Here is a 17,625-nt window from a genome sequence, read left to right on the forward strand (position 1 = left end):
ACTTGGGCTGCGATTTAAGGAGCGGGAGTATACCCGATTCGGTCCTGCGCACGCCCCCTGGAGCCTTATGCCACGCTGCTTTTGGTGTACCGAAGATCCGTTGTACATGGCTTATCACGATCAGGAATGGGGCGTACCGCTGCGCGATGGGCAGCGCTTGTTCGAGTTGTTATTGCTCGAAGGGTTCCAGGCCGGGTTGTCATGGATCACCGTGCTGAAGAAGCGCGAGCGCTATCGGCAGGTGCTGTTCGGCTTCGATGTGCAGCGGGTGGCACAGATGAGCGATGCCGAGATCGACGAGCTGATGCTCGATCCGGGCATCATCCGCAACCGCCTCAAGCTCGAGGCCGCGCGGCGCAATGCCCAGGCCTGGCTGGAGCTGGACGATCCGGTGGCGTTCCTCTGGTCCTTCGTCGGCGGTGTGCCGAAGATCAACCATTTCGCCGATCGCAGCGAGGTCCCGGCGGTGACGCCCGAGGCCGAGGCCATGAGCCGTGGCCTGCGCAAGGCTGGTTTCACCTTCGTCGGCCCGACCATCTGCTACGCCCTGATGCAGGCTTCGGGCATGGTCATGGACCACACCCGCGACTGCGATCGCTACTCCAGCCTGGGCTCGCCGGCGCCATGAGCGCCACGGTAGGCGCTTTCGCACAGGCGCCGATGGCCGGTTAGAATAGCCGGCTGCGACTAGGCCATGACCAAGAGATCAGGAGTCATCTGTGGATAAGTTCAAAGGCGCCCTGCTGGTGGGAGCCCTGCGGTTGTTTGCCCTGCTGCCCTGGCGCGCGGTGCAGGCGGTCGGCGCGGCCATCGGCTGGATCATGTGGAAGACTCCCAACCGCTCCCGCGACGTGGTGCGGATCAACCTCGCCAAGTGTTTTCCCCAGATGGACCCCGCCGAGCGCGAGCGTCTGGTCGGCCAGAGCCTAAAGGACATCGGCAAGTCCCTGACCGAAAGCGCCTGTGCCTGGATCTGGCCGGCCGAACGCTCCATTGCCCTGGTGCGCGAAGTCCAGGGCCTGGAAGTGCTCCAGCAGGCCCTGGCCTCGGGCAAGGGCGTGGTGGGCATCACCAGCCACCTGGGCAACTGGGAAGTGCTCAACCACTTCTATTGCAGCCAGTGCAAACCGATCATTTTCTATCGTCCGCCCAAGCTCAAGGCGGTGGACGAACTGCTGCGCAAGCAGCGGGTGCAACTGGGCAACCGCGTGGCAGCCTCCACCAAGGAAGGCATCCTCAGCGTCATCAAGGAAGTGCGCAAGGGCGGCTCGGTGGGCATTCCCGCCGACCCGGAACCGGCCGAATCCGCCGGGATCTTCGTGCCCTTCTTCGCCACCCAGGCCCTGACCAGCAAGTTCGTGCCCAACATGCTGGCCGGCGGCAAGGCCGTTGGCGTGTTCCTGCATGCCCTGCGCCTGCCCGACGGCTCGGGCTACAAGGTGATCCTCGAGGCGGCTCCGGAGGACATGTACAGCACCGACACCGAAGTCTCCTGCGCGGCCATGAGCAAGGTGGTCGAGCGTTACGTGGCCGCCTACCCGAGCCAGTACATGTGGAGCATGAAGCGTTTCAAGAAGCGCCCTCCTGGCGAGGCGCGCTGGTACTGACAGAGCTGGCACGATCTGTGGATAACCTCGCTCGAGGATTATCCACAGGACACTGGACAAGGGCGCAGAAGATGTCCGATCACCGCAAGTCGTTCCGTATCAAGATTTCCCACGAGAGCATCGGCGAATGCCTGGGGCAGACCCGCAACCTCTCGGCCAGCGGGGTCTATGTGCAAAGCCCGCATCTGGCGCGGTTGCCCAAGGGCGCCGTGGTCTATGGCCAGGTGCAGGGCTTGCCGGTGGCCGCGCCGCGGGTGCGCATGGAAGTGGTGCAGGTGGACGCCGAGGGCATCGCCCTGCGTTATCTCTGAGCCCGGCCCTGTAGCCGCTGCCGATCCCGCGAGGCGGCGAAAAGGACCGCAGGGCCTCGCTTGGCGGTCTCTTGTCGAGCCTCGCTGGTCTTCAGAGCCTCGCGAGCGTTGCGCTCGTTCGCAGCCTGCGGCAGCGGTTACAGGGTGATGGTCAGCCTTGGGACTGGCGGTCGAGTTTTTTCAGGAACACGGTCATTTCCTTTTCCGCCTGCTTGTCGCCCTGGCTCCGGGCCGCCTCCAGGCCCTGCTCCCAGGCCTGGCGCGCCGCTTGTAGCTCGCCCTGCCCTTGCAGGGCCTTGCCCAAAAGCTTCCAGGCCGCGGAATACTTCGGGTCCAGGGTCACGCACTGTTGCAGGTGGGTGGCGGCCCGGGCGTGTTCGCCCTGGTCCAGGTAACCCTTGCCCAGGCCGAAGCGCAGCAGTGGGTTATCCACACCCTTGGCGAGCATTTTTTCCAGCGATTCCAGCATTGTCGTCACTCCTGTGGACAAGACAGCGTTCGATCAGAAGAAGCTCAGGCCCACGTGGAACAGCTTCTCCACATCGCGGATATGTTTTTTATCCACAAGGAACAGGATCACGTGGTCCCCGGCCTCGATCACCGTATCGTCGTGGGCGATCAGCACCTCTTCATCACGGATGACCGCGCCGATGGTGGTCCCCGGTGGCAGGCCGAGGTCGCCGATGGCCCGTCCGATCACCTTGCTCGACTTGGCGTCGCCATGGGCGACGGCCTCGATGGCTTCCGCCGCGCCCCGGCGCAGGGAATGCACGCTGACGATATCGCCACGGCGCACGTGGGCCAGCAGGGTGCCGATGGTGGCCAGTTGTGGGCTGATAGCGATGTCGATATCGCCACCCTGGATCAGGTCGACGTAGGCCGGGTTGTTGATGATGGTCATGACCTTCTTCGCCCCCAGGCGCTTGGCCAGCAGCGAGGACATGATGTTGGCCTCGTCGTCGTTGGTCAGGGCCAGGAAGATGTCGGCGTCGGCGATGTTCTCTTCCAGCAGCAGGTCGCGGTCCGAGGCGCTGCCTTGCAGGACCACGGTGCTGTCCAGGGTGTCGGAGAGATAGCGGCAGCGGGCCGGGTTCATCTCGATGATCTTGACCTGGTAGCGGCTTTCGATGGCCTCGGCCAGGCGCTCGCCGATCTGCCCGCCACCGGCGATGACGATGCGCTTGTAGGACTCCTCGAGCCGGCGCATCTCGCTCATCACCGCGCGGATGTGGGCCTTGGCGGCGATGAAGAACACTTCGTCGTCGGCCTCGATCACCGTGTCGCCGGTGGGCATGATCGGCCGGTCGCGGCGGAAGATCGCCGCCACCCGGGTGTCGACGTTGGGCATGTGTTCGCGCAGTTGGCGCAGTTGCTGGCCGACCAGCGGGCCGCCGTAGTAGGCCTTCACCGCCACCAGCTGGGCCTTGCCCTCGTAGAAGTCGATCACCTGCAGCGAACCGGGGTGTTCGATCAGGCGCTTGATGTAGTTGGTCACCACCTGTTCCGGGCTGATCAGCACGTCCACCGGAATGGCATCGTTGTCGAACAGGCCGGCACGGGTCAGGTAGGCGGCCTCGCGCACCCGGGCGATCTTGGTCGGGGTGTGGAACAGGGTGTGGGCGACCTGGCAGGCCACCATGTTGGTTTCGTCGCTGTTGGTCACGGCCACCAGCATGTCGGCATCGTCCGCCCCGGCCTGGCGCAGCACCGTGGGAAAGGAGCCGCGGCCCTGCACGGTACGGATGTCCAGGCGATCGCCGAGATCGCGCAGGCGTTCGCCATCGGTGTCCACCACGGTGATGTCGTTGGCTTCGCTGGCCAGGTGTTCGGCCAGCGTGCCGCCTACTTGGCCGGCGCCGAGGATGATGATCTTCATCCACTACTCCCTAGATTCTTGTGCTTACCCGCGCGATGCGGCGATCTTGATCAGCTTGGCATAGTAGAAGCCGTCGTGGCCGCCCTCCTGGGCCAGCAGCTGGCGGCCGTGGGGCTGGCGCAGGCCGGCTTCAGTGGCCAGGTCCAGCTCCCGGGCGCCCGGGGTACGGGCGAGGAAGGCGCCGATCACCTCGGTGTTCTCGGTGGGCAGGGTCGAGCAGGTGGCGTAGAGCAGGATGCCGCCCACCTCGAGGGTTTGCCACAGGGTATCCAGCAGCTCGCCTTGCAGCTGCGCCAGGGCCGCGATGTCGTCGGGCTGGCGGGTCAGCTTGATGTCCGGATGCCGGCGGATCACCCCGGTAGCCGAACAGGGCGCGTCCAGCAGGATGCGCTGGAACGGCTTGCCGTCCCACCAGGCCTGGGTGTCGCGGCCGTCGGCGGCGATCAATTGAGCGTCCAGCCCCAGGCGCTCGAGGTTTTCCCGCACGCGGACCAGGCGCTTGGCTTCCAGGTCCACGGCCACCACGCCGGCCAGGGCCGGCTCGGCTTCGAGGATGTGGCAGGTCTTGCCGCCAGGGGCGCAGCAGGCGTCCAGCACCCGCTGCCCGGGGGCCAGGTCCAGCAGGTCGGCGGCCAGTTGCGCGGCTTCGTCCTGCACGCTCACCCAGCCATCGGCGAAGCCTGGCAGGCCGCGCACGTCGCAGGCCTCGGCCAGCACGATGCCGTCTGGGCTGTACTGGCAGGCGCTGGCGCCAACGCCCGCTTCGGCCAGCAGCGCCAGGTAGGCATCGCGGCTGTGGTGGCGGCGGTTGACCCGCAGGATCATCGGCGGATGGGCGTTGTTGGCGGCGCAGATGGCTTCCCACTGCTCGGGCCAGAAGGCCTTGAGCGATTTCTGCAGCCAGCGCGGGTGGGCAGTACGCACCACCGGGTCGCGCTCCATGCCGGCGAGCAGTTCCTCACCCTCACGCTGGGCGCGGCGCAGCACGGCATTGAGCAGGCCCTTGGCCCAGGGTTTCTTGAGCTTGTCGGCACAACCGACGGTCTCGCCGATGGCGGCGTGGGCCGGGATGCGGCTGTAGAACAGCTGGTACAGGCCCACCAGCAGCAGCGCCTGGACATCGGCGTCGGCCGCCTTGAAGGGCTTCTGCAGCAATTGCGCGGCCAGCAGTTCGAGGCGCGGTTGCCAGCGGGCGGTGCCGAAGGCCAGGTCCTGGGTCAGGCCGCGATCACGCTCCTCGACCTTGTCCAACTGCGCGGGCAGTGAGCTGTTGAGCGAGGCCTTGCCGCTGAGTACGGCGGCAAGGGCACGGGCGGCAGCCAGGCGTGGATTCATTGGCCGAGTACCTTGCCGCTGGCGAACTTCTCGCGGCGACTGTTGAACAGGTCGCTGAAGGCCAGGGCCTTGCCACCGGGCAATTGCAGGCGAGTCAGGCTCAGGGCGCCGGCACCGCAAGCGACGACCAGGCCGTCCTTGCTGGCGGACAGGACTTCGCCTGGGGTGCCCTGGCCTGTGGATATGTTGGCGGCCAGTACCTTCACGCTTTCACCATCGAGGGTGCTATGGCACACCGGCCATGGGTTGAAGGCGCGGACCAGGCGTTCCAGTTCCACGGCGGGACGGCTCCAGTCGATGCGTGCCTCGTCCTTGTTCAGCTTGTGGGCGTAGGTGGCCAGGCTATCGTCCTGCACTTCGCCTTGCAGGGTGCCGGCGGCCAGGCCGGCGATGGCTTGCACCACGGCACCCGGGCCCATGGCGGCCAGGCGGTCGTGCAGGGTGCCGCCGGTGTCTTCGGCGTTGATCGGGGTGACTACCTTGAGCAGCATCGGCCCGGTGTCCAGGCCCGCTTCCATGCGCATCACGGTCACGCCGCTCTCGGCGTCGCCGGCCTGCACGGCGCGCTGGATCGGCGCCGCACCACGCCAGCGTGGCAGCAGCGAGGCATGGCTGTTGATGCAGCCCAGGCGTGGGATATCCAGCACCGCCTGGGGCAGGATCAGGCCGTAGGCCACCACCACCATCAGGTCCGGCTTGAGTGCGGCCAGTTCGGCCTGGGCCTCGGCGTTGCGCAGGGTCTGCGGCTGATAGACCGGGATCGCATGCTCCACGGCCAGGGCCTTGACCGCACTGGGCATCAGCTTCTGCCCACGGCCGGCCGGGCGATCGGGCTGGGTATAGACGGCCACGATCTCGTAGGGGCTGGCGAGCAGGGCCTTGAGGTGTTCGGCGGCGAATTCGGGAGTGCCGGCAAAGACGATGCGCAATGGCTCAGTCATGGAGAATCTCGCTTGCTGAAGATGCGAAAAAGAAAAAGGCTTGCCATGGCAAGCCTTTGCAAGACGGCTATCAAGCCTGCTGGCGATGCTGCTTTTCCAGCTTCTTCTTGATCCGGTCGCGCTTGAGCGTGGACAGGTAGTCGACGAACAGCTTGCCGTTCAGGTGGTCGCACTCGTGCTGGATGCACACCGCCAGCAGGCCTTCGGCGATCAACTCGTAGGGCTTGCCGTCGCGGTCCAGGGCCTTGACCTTGACCCGCTGCGGGCGGTCGACGTTTTCGTAGAAGCCGGGTACCGACAGGCAACCTTCCTGGTACTGGTCCATTTCGTCGGTCAGGGGTTCGAACTCGGGGTTGATGAAGACCCGGGGCTCGCTGCGGTCTTCGGACAGGTCCATGACCACGACGCGCTTGTGCACGTTGACCTGGGTCGCCGCCAGGCCGATGCCCGGGGCCTCATACATTGTTTCAAACATGTCGTCGACCAACTGACGCACTTCGTCGTCCACTACGGCCACGGGTTTGGCGATAGTGCGCAGGCGCGAATCGGGGAATTCGAGGATGTTTAAAATGGCCATAGGCGTAATTGCTACACGTGTGAAATGAGGGCGGATCCGGCGTCCTGGCAGGTCCTGGACCTGGGCCGCCGATGTAAAACGTGCTCTGCAAGGGAGCGAGCCGTGCAGGCTCTGGCGTTTCACGCGAACGCACATGATAAAGGGATTCAGCCCCTGAGGAAATCACTGTTCGCCTTGCTGTCCCTGGGCTGCAGGCGGATCGTCGGCGCTTTTCCCCATCCATGCGCATCCGTGCCGGCCTGGCTTGGCCAAGAGTGCCCGGGCAAGCGCCCGGGGTCTTGAGGGAAGGCGTTCCTCAACAAGTTACCAACAGACTTATCCACAGGTTGTTCCGGTATTCGCCGGAGCCATGACGATCAAGGATGATCCATGTCGCACCCGACCATTGGCGCCATTTCCCCAGCGGAACTGGAGGCTCGTCTACGTTTGCATGGCCTGCCTGGCCTTGGCCCCATGCGTTTCAAGCGCCTGTTCCAGGCTTTCGGTGGTGCGGCCAAGGCCCTCAGCGCCCCGGCCGCTGCCTGGCAGTCCCTGGGGCTGCCGGCGGCCTGTGCCGAGGCCCGGCGCAGCGCTACGGTGCGCGAGGGCGCTCGGCGCGCGTTGGCCTGGATAGACGGCCAGACCAGGCACTTGCTGATGTGGGACCAGCCCGGCTACCCGGCGTTGCTGGCCCAGTTGGAGGATGCCCCGCCCCTGCTGTTCGTGGCCGGCGATCCGACGATCCTCGAGTCGCCGCAGTTGGCGCTGGTGGGCAGCCGGCGTGCCTCGCGGCCCGGCCTGGATACTGCGGCGGCGTTTTCCAGGAGCCTGGCCGAGGCCGGTTTCGTCATCACCAGCGGCCTGGCCCTGGGCATCGACGGGGCCGCGCACCGGGCTGCGCTGGAGGTCGGCGGGCGCACCGTGGCGGTGCTCGGCACCGGCCTGGAAAATTGTTATCCACAGCGTCACCGGGAGCTGGCCCGGGCGATGGTCGAGCAAGGCAGTGCGCTGGTGTCCGAGTTCGCCCTGGATACCGGGCCGCGCCCGGAGCATTTTCCCCGGCGCAACCGGATCATCAGCGGCCTGTCCCTGGGGGTGCTGGTGGTGGAGGCCAGTGTCGCCAGCGGCTCGCTGATCACTGCCCGGCTGGCGGCGGAGCAGGGGCGCGAGGTGTATGCCATTCCCGGTTCGATCCATCACCCCGGGGCCCGCGGTTGTCACCAGCTGATCCGCGATGGCGCGGTACTGGTGGAAAGCGTCCAGCACATCCTCGAGACGTTGCAGGGCTGGCAACGCTTGCCGCCGTCAGTCGAGCCGGTCGCCACCGATTCCCATCCGCTGCTGGTCCTGCTGCACGCCGCTCCCCAGGGTAGCGAGGCCCTGGCGCTGGCCAGTGGCTGGCCCCTGCCCCGGGTGCTGGCGAGCCTGACCGAGCTGGAGGTCGATGGTCGCGCGGTCAATGAAAACGGGCGCTGGTTTGCGCGCCTGAGCTAGGTTTTATAAGCAGGATCGGTAAACTGCGCACAGCTTTTATCTGGAGAGTCGGCAATGGTCAGCAGTTGGCGTGTGCAACAAGCCGCACGAGAGATTCGCGCAGGGGCGGTGATTGCCTATCCAACCGAAGCGGTCTGGGGCCTGGGGTGCGATCCGTGGAACGAAGAGGCGGTGGATCGCCTGTTGGCGATCAAGTCGCGGTCGGTGGATAAGGGCTTGATCCTGATCGCCGACAATATCCACCAGTTCGACTTCCTGTTCGAGGATTTCCCCGACACTTGGATCGAACGCATGGCCAGCACCTGGCCGGGTCCCAATACCTGGCTGGTGCCCCATCAGAACCTGTTGCCCGAATGGGTCACCGGGCTCCACGACACCGTGGCCCTGCGGGTCAGCGACCATCCGTTGGTGCGTGAGCTCTGTGCCCTGGTGGGGCCATTGATCTCTACCTCGGCCAACCCCCAGGGGCGCCCGGCGGCGCGGACCCGGTTGCGGGTCGAACAGTACTTCCGGGGGCAGCTGGACCTGGTCCTGAGCGGCAGCCTGGGCGGGCGCAAGAACCCCAGCCTGATCCGCGACCTGGCCACCGGCAAGGTGATCCGGCCTTCCTGAGCCGCGCTGGCGAGGGCTGCGGCGCCGATTGGAGCGCGCCACCCTCGCCCACTGTTTCCCCTGACTAGGGCAGCAGTACCGTGGAGCCGGTGGTGCGCCGCGCCGACAGCTCGACGTGGGCCTTGGCCGCGTCCGCCAGGGCGAAACGCTGGTTGATCTCGACCCTGATGTGGCCGCTGGTGATCATGCCGAACAGGTCGTCGGCCATGCGTTGCAGGTTCTCGGCGCTGTTGGCGTAGCTGCCCAGGGTCGGCCGGGTCACGTACAGCGAACCCTTGGCCGCCAGGATTCCCAGATTCACCCCTTCCACCGCCCCCGAGGCATTGCCGAAGCTGACCATCAGGCCGCGTGGCGCCAGGCAGTCCAGGGAAGTCAGCCAAGTGTCCTTGCCGACGCCGTCATAGACCACCGGGCATTTGCGTCCGCCGGTCAGTTCCAGCACCCGCTGGGCCACGTTCTCATGGCTGTAGTCGATGGTTTCCCAGGCGCCGAGGCCCTTGGCGAGGGCGGCTTTTTCCGGCGAGCTGACAGTACCGATCAGCTTCACCCCCAGGGCCTTGGCCCACTGGCAGGCCAGGGCGCCGACGCCACCTGCCGCCGCGTGGAACAACACGGTCTCGCCGCCTTTGAGTTCGTAGGTCTGGCGCAGCAGGTACTGCACGGTCAGGCCCTTGAGCATCACCGCCGCCGCTTGTTCGAAACTGATGCCCTCAGGCAGCAGCACCAGGTTGGTTTCGGGCAGTACATGCACATCGCTGTAGGCGCCCAGCGGGCCGCTGCCGTAGCCCACTCGGTCGCCAACCTTGAAGCGGGTCACCGCGCTGCCCACCGCCTCGACCACCCCCGCGCCTTCGAAACCCATGCCCGAGGGCAAGGCCGGTGGCGCATACAAGCCACTGCGGTAGTAGTTGTCGATGAAGTTCAGGCCGATGGCCCGGTTGCTGACCCGCACTTCCTGCGGGCCCGGCTCGGCCGGCTGGTAATCCACATACTCAAGTACTTCGGGGCCGCCATGGGCGCGGAACTGGATACGTTTGGCCATCTTTCCTCTCTCCTCGATCGCATGTTGAACAGGACGTTGAAAAACTACCTGCGTTGCCATCGCTGCGTTGAAAACAGGCTGGTGCGCCAGCCCGGTCAAAATGCTCATTTACACTTGTAAACTGCGTTTTTTTCGTCTGTTTTCGCCTTGCGCTGGCTGCCCGCCTACATTTTTGAACGGCCTGTTAAAAGTGCCCTATCGGACTCCTCTGCTTGACCTTCGTCAACTGCGGCAGGCCCCGGCGCGGTGTTATGCTACGCGCCCATTTGCGCCGGCCTGCGCGTCATCCCTAGCGCCGCGTAGCTTTGCCCGACCCAAGGTGATGCCATGACTACCCGCACCGAGGCCGTGAAGGCCTACCTGCTCGACCTGCAAGACCGTATCTGTGCCGCACTGGAAACCGAAGACGGCGGCGCCCGTTTCATCGAGGACGCCTGGACCCGCCCTGCCGGCGGTGGCGGTCGTACCCGGGTGATCGGCGATGGCGCGGTGATCGAAAAAGGCGGGGTCAACTTTTCCCATGTGTTCGGCAGCGGCCTGCCGCCATCGGCCAGTGCCCACCGGCCTGAACTGGCCGGTCGCGGTTTCGAGGCCCTGGGCGTGTCCCTGGTGATCCATCCGCATAACCCCCATGTACCCACTTCCCACGCCAACGTGCGCTTCTTCATCGCCGAGAAGGAAGGCGAGGAAGCGGTCTGGTGGTTCGGCGGCGGCTTCGACCTGACCCCCTATTACGCCAACGAGGAAGACTGCGTGCACTGGCACCGGGTCGCCGAACGCGCCTGCGCGCCCTTCGGGCCCGATGTCTATCCACGCTACAAGGCCTGGTGCGACAGCTACTTCCACATCAAGCACCGCAACGAGCCGCGGGGCATCGGCGGCCTGTTCTTCGACGACCTGAACGAATGGGACTTCGACACCAGCTTCGCTTTCATGCGCGCCATCGGCGATGCCTACATCGAGGCCTACCTGCCCATCATCCAGCGCCGCAAGGCCACCCCCTACACCGAGCAGCAGCGCGAATTCCAGGAGTTCCGCCGGGGCCGCTACGTGGAATTCAACCTGGTCTACGACCGTGGCACCCTGTTCGGCCTGCAATCGGGCGGCCGCACCGAGTCGATCCTCATGTCGCTGCCGCCGCAGGTGCGCTGGGGTTATGACTGGAAGGCCGAGCCGGGCAGCGAGGAAGCGCGCCTGACCGAGTACTTCCTCAAGGATCGCGACTGGCTGGCCGGCGCCAACTGAGCGGACCGGGCGGATGAATCGGCATTGCACAAAGGGGGAAGAGATGGACCAGTACGTTGTCTTCGGTAATCCGATCGGCCACAGCAAGTCGCCGTTGATCCACCGGCTGTTCGCCGAACAGACCGGCCAGCAGCTGGAATACGCCACCCTGCTGGCGCCCCTGGACGATTTCGCCGGCACCGCCCGGCGCTTCTTCGCCCACGGGCGCGGGGCCAACGTCACCGTGCCGTTCAAGGAAGAAGCCTATCGCCTGTGCGACAGCCTCACCCGTCGAGCGCAGCGCGCCGGCGCAGTGAACACCCTGTGCAAGCAGGACGATGGCAGCTTGCTGGGAGACAACACCGACGGTGCCGGTCTGGTGCGCGACCTCACGGTCAATGCCGGGGTCGGCCTCAAGGGCAAGCGCATCCTGCTGCTGGGCGCCGGTGGCGCGGTGCGTGGTGCCCTGGAGCCGTTGCTGGCCGAGCAACCGGCCTCGGTGGTGATCGCCAACCGCACCGTGGAGAAGGCCGAGCAACTGGCCGCGGCCTTCGCCGACCTGGGGCCGGTATCGGCCAGCGGTTACGACTGGCTGGAAGAGTCGGTGGACCTGATCATCAACGCCACTTCCGCCAGTCTTTCTGGCGAGTTGCCGGCGATCTCCGGCAGCCTGGTCGAGCCGGGCAGGACGGTGTGCTACGACATGATGTACGGCAAGGAGCCGACCACCTTCTGCCGTTGGGCCAGCGCACAGGGCGCGGCCCAGGTGCTCGATGGCCTGGGCATGCTCGCCGAGCAGGCGGCAGAAGCCTTCTTCCTGTGGCGTGGCGTGCGCCCGGACAGCGCCCCGGTACTGGCCGAGCTGCGGCGCCAGCTGGCGCTCTGACCGATCGCCTCATCGTTAATAGCGATAGCCGGCTGGCGATGGGCTCGTCGCTATGACCCCACAGCAACCCATGCTCAATCCTCAAAGCGGATCGGGCATTGCTCCGCGCCTTCGAGCTTGCGCAATTCCTCGATCACCGAGGCCCGAGCCCGGCGCAGGGTCAGGCTGCCACCCTGGCGCCTGAGCCGGCGCGCCTCCTGGTGCAGCATCGCCACTCCCGAATAGTCGATGAAGTTGATCTGCCGCGCGTCGATCACCAGTTTCGCCCCGTGGCAACGCTGCATGCGTACCTGCAGGTAATGGCTGGCGCCGAAGAAGATCGAGCCGCCGACCCGCAGGACGTCCTCGTCGCCTTCGCGGCTGTACTGCACCCGGGGTTGCGAGGTGCGCTTGAGGTAGAAGAACAGCGACGCCAGGACCCCGGCATAGATCGCGGTCTGCAATTCCAGGAGCAAGGTGGCGACGAAGGTCAGGCTCATCACGGCGAATTCGGCGCGACTGACCCGGAACAACGCACGAATCGCCCGGTGGTCCACCAGGCCCCAGCAGATCAGCAGGATGCTGCCGGCCATGGCGGGGATCGGGATATGGGCGATCAGCCCGGCGCCGGCCACTGCGAACAGCGCCACCCAGAGCGCCGAGAACACCCCGGCCAGGGGAGAACGGGCGCCGGCCTCGTAGCTCAGCCCTGAGCGGGTGAAGGAGCCGGAGGACAGATAGCCGGAGAAGAAGGCGCCGACGATGTTCGACAGGCCCTGGGCGCGCACTTCCTGGTTGGCGTCGAGCAGCTGCTCCGAGCGGGCCGATAGCGAGCGGGCGATCGATAGGCTGGTCACCAGCCCCAGCATGCCCACCGCCACGGCGCTGGGCAGCAGCCGCAGGACCAGCTCCAGGTCCAGCGGCAGGGGGCTCAGGGGCGGCAAGTGGCCGGCGAAGGCGCTCACCAGCCGTACCTGGCCGAACAGTCCCGGCAGCAGCCAGACCGCCAGCGCACTGAGTACCAGGCTCAGCAGTAGGCCTGGCCAGCGCGGGGCCAGCAGCTTGAAGCCGACCCCCAGCGCCAGGGTGCCGAGCCCCAGTAGCAGGGACGGCCGGTCGAGGTTGCCCAGGTGCTGCAACAGCAGGCCCAGGCTGCCAAGGGCGGTGGCCTGGTTCGGCAAGTCCAGGCCCATCAGGTTGGGCAGTTGGCCCAGGGCGATGACCACCGCCGCGCCGAGGGTGAAGCCCAGTACCACCGAATGCGAGACGAAGTTCACCAGGGCGCCGAAGCGCAGCATCCCCAGCAGCCACTGGAAGATCCCGGCCAGCAGGGTCAAGAGCAGGATCAGCGTGATGTAGTCCGCCGAAGCCGGCACCGCCAAGGGGCTGACGCTGGTGTAGAGAACGATGGAAATGGCCGCCGTGGGGCCGCAGATCAAGTGCCAGGACGAGCCCCACAGGCAGGCCACCAGCACCGGGACTATGGCCGCGTACAGCCCGTACTCCGGCGGCAGCCCGGCGATCAGGGCATAGGCGATCGATTGCGGTAGCGCCAGGATCGCCCCGCTCAGGCCCACCAGCAGGTCGCGGCCGGCACTGGCGCGGGTCTGGCGTGGCAGCCAGCTCAGGAACGGCAGCAGTGAATGGCGGTCGGGCCAGGCCATGGGTCCTCGCGTTCAGCGTGTTCAGAGGCGTCAGGGTAAAGCATTGCCGCAGGGCTTACCCCATCCCTGTAGGAGCAAGGGGGCGCCCACCCCTCGCTCCTACGATGGATGCTAGAGGCGGGCTTGCACGGCTGGCAGCGCATCCTTGCCATCGAGGGTCGTCACACCGTCCAGCCATTGGCCCAGCACCGCCGGGTTGGCCTTGATCCAGGCCCGGGCGGCCTCGGCATGGCTGACCTTGCGGTTGGCCACCTCGGCCATGATGCCGTTCTCCATGTCCTGGGTGAACCGCAGGTTGCCCAGTAGCTTGCCGACGTTCGGGCAAGCCTGGGCATACCCCTTGCGTGTCAGGGTGTAGACGCTGCCGCTGGCGCCGAAGTATTTCTCGCCCCCGGTGAGGTAGCGCATGTTCAGTTGCACGTTCATCGGGTGCGGCGTCCAGCCGAGGAAGGTGACGAACTTGTGTTTTTTCACCGCCCGCGACACCTCGGCGAGCATCGCCTGCTCGCTGGATTCCACCAGCTTCCACTGGCCGAGGGCGAAGTCGTCGTGCTTGATGATCTCCTGCAACGACAGGTTGGCCGGAGCTCCGGAGCCGATGCCGTAGAGCTTCTTGTCGACTTCCCGGGGATGCTGTTCGGCGTATCTGTTCAGGTCGTTGAAGTCATGTACCCCGGCGTCCCATACATAGTCCGGCACGGCCAGGGTGAACTGGGTGCCCTCCAGGTTCTGCGCCAGCCGGGTGACATCGCCGTTGGCCACGAACTTGTCATGGAAGCCCTGTTGCGCCGGCATCCAGTTGCCCAGGAACACGTCCACCCGGCCGTCCTTGAGTCCGCCGAAGATGATCGGCACCGCCAGGGTATCGACCTTGGGTTTGTAGCCCAGGCCCTCGAGCAAGAAGCCGGTGATGGCATTGGTGGCGGCGATGTCGCTCCAGCCCGGGTCGGCCATCTTCACTGTCTCGCATCCAGGCTCGGCCCAGGCCGGTGCGCTGGCCAAAAGCACCAGCGTGGCGATCGCTGCTGTGGATAACTTCTGCATGCTCTTCCCCTTGGGTTTTTGTCATTGGTCTTGGCAGGGTTGTGGATAACGAGCCTTGCGCTCCAGGTCATCGAGGTCGATATGGTTGCGCATGTACTGCGCGCTGGCGTCCACCAGCGGCTGGTGGTCCCAGCTCTTGAGCTTGCCGATGCCCAGGGCCGTGGCGACGAAACGCCGGCGCCGCTGGCTGGCGAGCACTTGTTGGTGGATCCGAGGCATGTCCCAACGGTTGCGGGCCTCCTGGAGGAAGTCGGCGAACAGCTGGCGATGCTCCGCCGAGCGGGACAGTTCCTCGCGTTCGTGTGGGTCGTTGGCCACGTCGAACAACAGGCATGGGTCGTCCTCGCTGTAGATGAACTTGTAGGCGCCACGGCGGATCATCATCAGCGGGCCGATGGTGCCTTCGGCCATGTATTCGCCGAATACCTCGTCATGCCCGCCCTGCCCTTGCAGGTGCGGCAGCAACGAGCGCCCGTCCAAGGGCAGGTCAGGTTCAAGGGCGCCACCGGCCAGTTCCACCAGGGTCGGCAGCAGGTCGGCGGTGGACACCGCCTGGCTGACCCGGCCGGCGGCGAATTGCCCGGGGGCATGGATCAGCAGCGGTACCCGGGCGGCCATTTCGAACCAGTGCATTTTGTACCAGAGGCCACGCTCGCCCAGCATGTCGCCGTGGTCGCCGGAGAACACCACGATGGTGTCGTCCGCCAGGCCGGTCTCCTCCAGGGTCTGCAGCAACTGGCCAACGTTATCGTCGATGTAGCTGCAGGCGCCGAAGTAGGCCCGCCGGGCATCGCGGACCTTGTCCTCGGGCAGTGGTTTGTCCCACAGGTCGTAGACCTTGAGCAGGCGTTGGGAATGCGGGTCCTGCTGGTCCTGGGGCAGCGCCTGGGGCATGGGGATCGGCGTATCGCGGTACAGGTCCCAGTAGGCCTTGGCGATGGTGTACGGATCGTGGGGGTGGGTCATCGACACGGTCAGGCAGAACGGCTGGTCGCCGGCCTCGCGGACATGGTCGAACAGGTACTGCCGGGCCTTGAACAGCACCTCCTCGTCGAAGTCCAGCTGGTTGGTGCGCACGCAGGGACCGGCCTGCAATACCGAGGACATGTTGTGGTACCAACTGGGGCGCACGCCTGGCTGGTCCCAGTTCACCGCCCAGCCGTAGTCGGCGGGGTAGATGTCGCTGGTCAGGCGCTCTTCATAGCCGTGCAGCTGGTCCGGGCCGCAAAAGTGCATCTTGCCCGACAGCGCCGTGCGGTAGCCCAGGCGCCGCAGGTAGTGGGCGTAGGTCGGTACATCGGCGGGAAAGTCGGCGGCGTTGTCGTAGGCGCCGATCTTGCTGGGCAACTGCCCGCTGACCAGGGTGAAGCGCGAGGGTGCGCACAGCGGGCTGTTGCAGTAGGCCGCCTCGAACACCACGCCCTCGGCGGCCAGGCGCGCAAGGTGCGGCAAGCGGATCGGCGATGGACCGTAGAACGGCAGCAAGGGCGCGGCCATCTGGTCGGCCATGATGAAAAGAATGTTCTTGCGCTTCATGGGATCGCGGCATTCCATAGTCGATGGTTATGCGAGATTGCTGCGATCGAGGATGGGTCCCATGCCGGTGGCGGTAAAGCCCATGCACGACAATGACTAGGATAAGCACAGCTTATGTATGAAGCCCTGGGTGACCTGTCCCTGGACCTGCTGCGGGTGTTCGAAGCGGCGGCCCGCCTGCGCAGCTTCACTGCCGCCGCCCTGGAGCTGGGCACCACCCAGCCGGCCATCAGCCAGCAGGTCAAGCGGCTGGAAGAACAGCTGGGGGTGCGGCTGTTCGACCGGATCTACCGTGGCATCGAGCTGACCGACTCCGGCAGCCTGCTGTTGGAGCAGGTCCAGGTCGGCTTGCAGAGCATCGACGCCGGTCTGGGTGCCCTGCGCCAGCAGCATCAGCATGAGGTGCTGCAGGTCGCCACCGATTTCGCCTTCGCCGCCTACTGGCTGATGCCGCGCCTGCATCGTTTCCATGAAGCCAATCCCCAGGTGGATGTCAGCCTGGTCACCAGCGAACGCAGCCACGCCACCTTGCGCAGCGATATCGACGTGGCGGTGCTGTTCGGCGATGGCCGCTTCAAGCATGGGCAAAGCCACTGGCTGTTCAGCGAAGAAGTGTTCGCGGTATGCAGCCCGGCCTTGCTCGGGGGGCGCACTGCGCCCCTGCCCGTCCAAGTGCTTTTGCAGTTGCCGTTGCTGCACCTGCGCGGCGAGGCCAGCAGCCACTGGTTCGACTGGAGCGGGGTGTTTCGCGAACTGGGCATCGCTGCCGCGCCAGCCCCAGGGCAGTTGCGTTTCGACAATTACACCCTGCTGATCCAGGCGGCCATCGCCGGCCAGGGGGTAGCCATCGGCTGGCGCCACTTGGTGGACAGCCTGCTGGCCCAGGGCCTGTTGTGCCGGCCTATCGCCGAGACGGTGATCTCCAGCTACGGCTATTACGTAGTGCTGCCCCAGCGTAAGCGCCGGGGGCCATTGATCCAGCGTTTCGTCGACTGGCTGATGGCCGAGCAAGCCACCAGCGCCCAGACCCTCAAGGGGTTGGCGTTGCCGTCCATTGCCCTTTGACCGGGGCCTTGAACAATCCGGCCAGGGACAGCGCGCCGTTGCCCAGGCAGACCAACGCCAGCGACACCACGGCCAGGAAGGCCAGGTATTCCCAGCCACCGCCCGGGCTGGTGTAGATCCAGCCGTGGGCGCCATGGACGAACGCGATGGCCCCCAGCAGCATCGGCAGCAGCGCCAGGGCCACCCAGCGCACGCCAATCCCCAGGATCAGCAGCAAGCCGCCCAGCAGTTCCGCCGCCACCGCCGGGTAGGTCAGCCACTCGGGCATGCCGGTGAGGCTGAACAGCTTGATCGTCCCCGGCCAGCCCAGCACCAGGATCTTGAACAGTGCGTGGGCACAATACATGGCCCCCAGGGCCAGGCGCAGCAGCAGGGTCGCCCACTGTTGCGGCGGGTTGCCGGAGGTTGGCGAGGGCATTGCGGGGGCGAACGAACGGGCAGGCATATGACAAA

General features: G+C 66.0%; 18 protein-coding genes. 8 read left to right on the forward strand and 10 right to left on the reverse strand.

The features are described from left to right. The first annotated feature begins 67 nt into the window (after window positions 1-67). The 3 genes from tag to C4K40_RS00100 all read left to right on the forward strand — a co-directional run bounded on the left by tag (window position 68) and on the right by C4K40_RS00100 (window position 1,918). Complete coding sequence (gene tag, locus C4K40_RS00090; RefSeq protein WP_022642212.1) at window positions 68-628, forward strand: DNA-3-methyladenine glycosylase I; 561 nt, start codon at window positions 68-70, stop codon at window positions 626-628. A gap of 91 nt (window positions 629-719) precedes the next feature. Beyond that, a complete protein-coding gene (locus tag C4K40_RS00095; RefSeq protein ID WP_022642213.1) occupies window positions 720-1,607 on the forward strand; it encodes a lysophospholipid acyltransferase in 888 nt (295 codons plus the stop codon). A gap of 71 nt (window positions 1,608-1,678) precedes the next feature. Continuing rightward, the gene (locus tag C4K40_RS00100; protein WP_053137828.1) at window positions 1,679-1,918 is read left to right on the forward strand and encodes a PilZ domain-containing protein; all 240 of its coding nucleotides are present in this window, start codon (window positions 1,679-1,681) and stop codon (window positions 1,916-1,918) included. Window positions 1,919-2,069: 151 nt separating this feature from the next. Here C4K40_RS00100 and C4K40_RS00105 read toward each other — a convergent pair whose 3' ends face one another. From C4K40_RS00105 to def, 5 genes are all read right to left on the reverse strand, one after another. Next, window positions 2,070-2,387 (reverse strand): tetratricopeptide repeat protein, encoded by a 318-nt coding sequence (locus C4K40_RS00105; RefSeq protein ID WP_022642215.1) that lies wholly within the window; start codon window positions 2,385-2,387, stop codon window positions 2,070-2,072. Between the two features lie 33 nt (window positions 2,388-2,420). Beyond that, the gene (gene trkA / locus C4K40_RS00110) at window positions 2,421-3,794 is read right to left on the reverse strand and encodes a Trk system potassium transporter TrkA (protein WP_053137831.1); all 1,374 of its coding nucleotides are present in this window, start codon (window positions 3,792-3,794) and stop codon (window positions 2,421-2,423) included. A 24-nt stretch (window positions 3,795-3,818) separates the two neighbouring features. After that, window positions 3,819-5,129 carry a 16S rRNA (cytosine(967)-C(5))-methyltransferase RsmB gene (gene rsmB, locus C4K40_RS00115; RefSeq protein ID WP_053137835.1) on the reverse strand — a complete coding sequence of 437 codons (1,311 nt, stop codon included), beginning with the start codon at window positions 5,127-5,129 and terminating at the stop codon, window positions 3,819-3,821. Continuing rightward, the gene (fmt, locus tag C4K40_RS00120; RefSeq protein ID WP_031320859.1) at window positions 5,126-6,070 is read right to left on the reverse strand and encodes a methionyl-tRNA formyltransferase; all 945 of its coding nucleotides are present in this window, start codon (window positions 6,068-6,070) and stop codon (window positions 5,126-5,128) included. Before fmt ends, rsmB begins: the two co-directional genes overlap by 4 nt. A gap of 70 nt (window positions 6,071-6,140) precedes the next feature. Continuing rightward, window positions 6,141-6,647: a peptide deformylase gene (def, locus tag C4K40_RS00125; protein ID WP_022642219.1), complete on the reverse strand. Its 507-nt coding sequence runs from the start codon at window positions 6,645-6,647 to the stop codon at window positions 6,141-6,143. Window positions 6,648-7,016: 369 nt separating this feature from the next. Between def and dprA the strand changes: the two genes are divergently transcribed. Then, window positions 7,017-8,120: a DNA-processing protein DprA gene (gene dprA, locus C4K40_RS00130; RefSeq protein ID WP_053137838.1), complete on the forward strand. Its 1,104-nt coding sequence runs from the start codon at window positions 7,017-7,019 to the stop codon at window positions 8,118-8,120. A gap of 54 nt (window positions 8,121-8,174) precedes the next feature. Continuing rightward, on the forward strand, window positions 8,175-8,732 hold the full coding sequence (locus C4K40_RS00135; RefSeq protein WP_022642221.1) for an L-threonylcarbamoyladenylate synthase: 558 nt from the start codon (window positions 8,175-8,177) through the stop codon (window positions 8,730-8,732). A gap of 64 nt (window positions 8,733-8,796) precedes the next feature. Here C4K40_RS00135 and C4K40_RS00140 read toward each other — a convergent pair whose 3' ends face one another. Then, the gene (locus C4K40_RS00140) at window positions 8,797-9,774 is read right to left on the reverse strand and encodes an NADPH:quinone reductase (RefSeq protein ID WP_053137840.1); all 978 of its coding nucleotides are present in this window, start codon (window positions 9,772-9,774) and stop codon (window positions 8,797-8,799) included. Between the two features lie 327 nt (window positions 9,775-10,101). On the opposite strand from C4K40_RS00140, the gene hemF reads away from it, so the two are divergent. Next, a complete protein-coding gene (hemF, locus tag C4K40_RS00145) occupies window positions 10,102-11,019 on the forward strand; it encodes an oxygen-dependent coproporphyrinogen oxidase (RefSeq protein WP_053137843.1) in 918 nt (305 codons plus the stop codon). A gap of 43 nt (window positions 11,020-11,062) precedes the next feature. Then, a complete protein-coding gene (gene aroE, locus C4K40_RS00150) occupies window positions 11,063-11,884 on the forward strand; it encodes a shikimate dehydrogenase (protein ID WP_053137846.1) in 822 nt (273 codons plus the stop codon). Between the two features lie 74 nt (window positions 11,885-11,958). Here aroE and C4K40_RS00155 read toward each other — a convergent pair whose 3' ends face one another. From C4K40_RS00155 to betC, 3 genes are all read right to left on the reverse strand, one after another. Continuing rightward, window positions 11,959-13,527: a SulP family inorganic anion transporter gene (locus C4K40_RS00155; protein WP_053137849.1), complete on the reverse strand. Its 1,569-nt coding sequence runs from the start codon at window positions 13,525-13,527 to the stop codon at window positions 11,959-11,961. A 111-nt stretch (window positions 13,528-13,638) separates the two neighbouring features. Then, entirely contained in the window at window positions 13,639-14,571 is a 933-nt protein-coding gene (gene choX, locus C4K40_RS00160; RefSeq protein ID WP_053137852.1) for a choline ABC transporter substrate-binding protein, read from the reverse strand. A gap of 21 nt (window positions 14,572-14,592) precedes the next feature. After that, window positions 14,593-16,107 carry a choline-sulfatase gene (gene betC, locus C4K40_RS00165; RefSeq protein ID WP_053137855.1) on the reverse strand — a complete coding sequence of 505 codons (1,515 nt, stop codon included), beginning with the start codon at window positions 16,105-16,107 and terminating at the stop codon, window positions 14,593-14,595. Window positions 16,108-16,221: 114 nt separating this feature from the next. Between betC and C4K40_RS00170 the strand changes: the two genes are divergently transcribed. Next, the gene (locus tag C4K40_RS00170; protein ID WP_053137858.1) at window positions 16,222-17,172 is read left to right on the forward strand and encodes a LysR family transcriptional regulator; all 951 of its coding nucleotides are present in this window, start codon (window positions 16,222-16,224) and stop codon (window positions 17,170-17,172) included. On the opposite strand, the gene C4K40_RS00175 is transcribed toward C4K40_RS00170, so the two are convergent. Continuing rightward, complete coding sequence (locus C4K40_RS00175; protein ID WP_022642228.1) at window positions 17,138-17,617, reverse strand: DoxX family protein; 480 nt, start codon at window positions 17,615-17,617, stop codon at window positions 17,138-17,140. The genes C4K40_RS00170 and C4K40_RS00175 overlap by 35 nt on opposite strands. Window positions 17,618-17,625 lie beyond the last annotated feature (8 nt).

It is taken from the genome of Pseudomonas sp. CMR5c, from assembly GCF_003850545.1.
Lineage (GTDB): Bacteria > Pseudomonadota > Gammaproteobacteria > Pseudomonadales > Pseudomonadaceae > Aquipseudomonas > Aquipseudomonas piscis.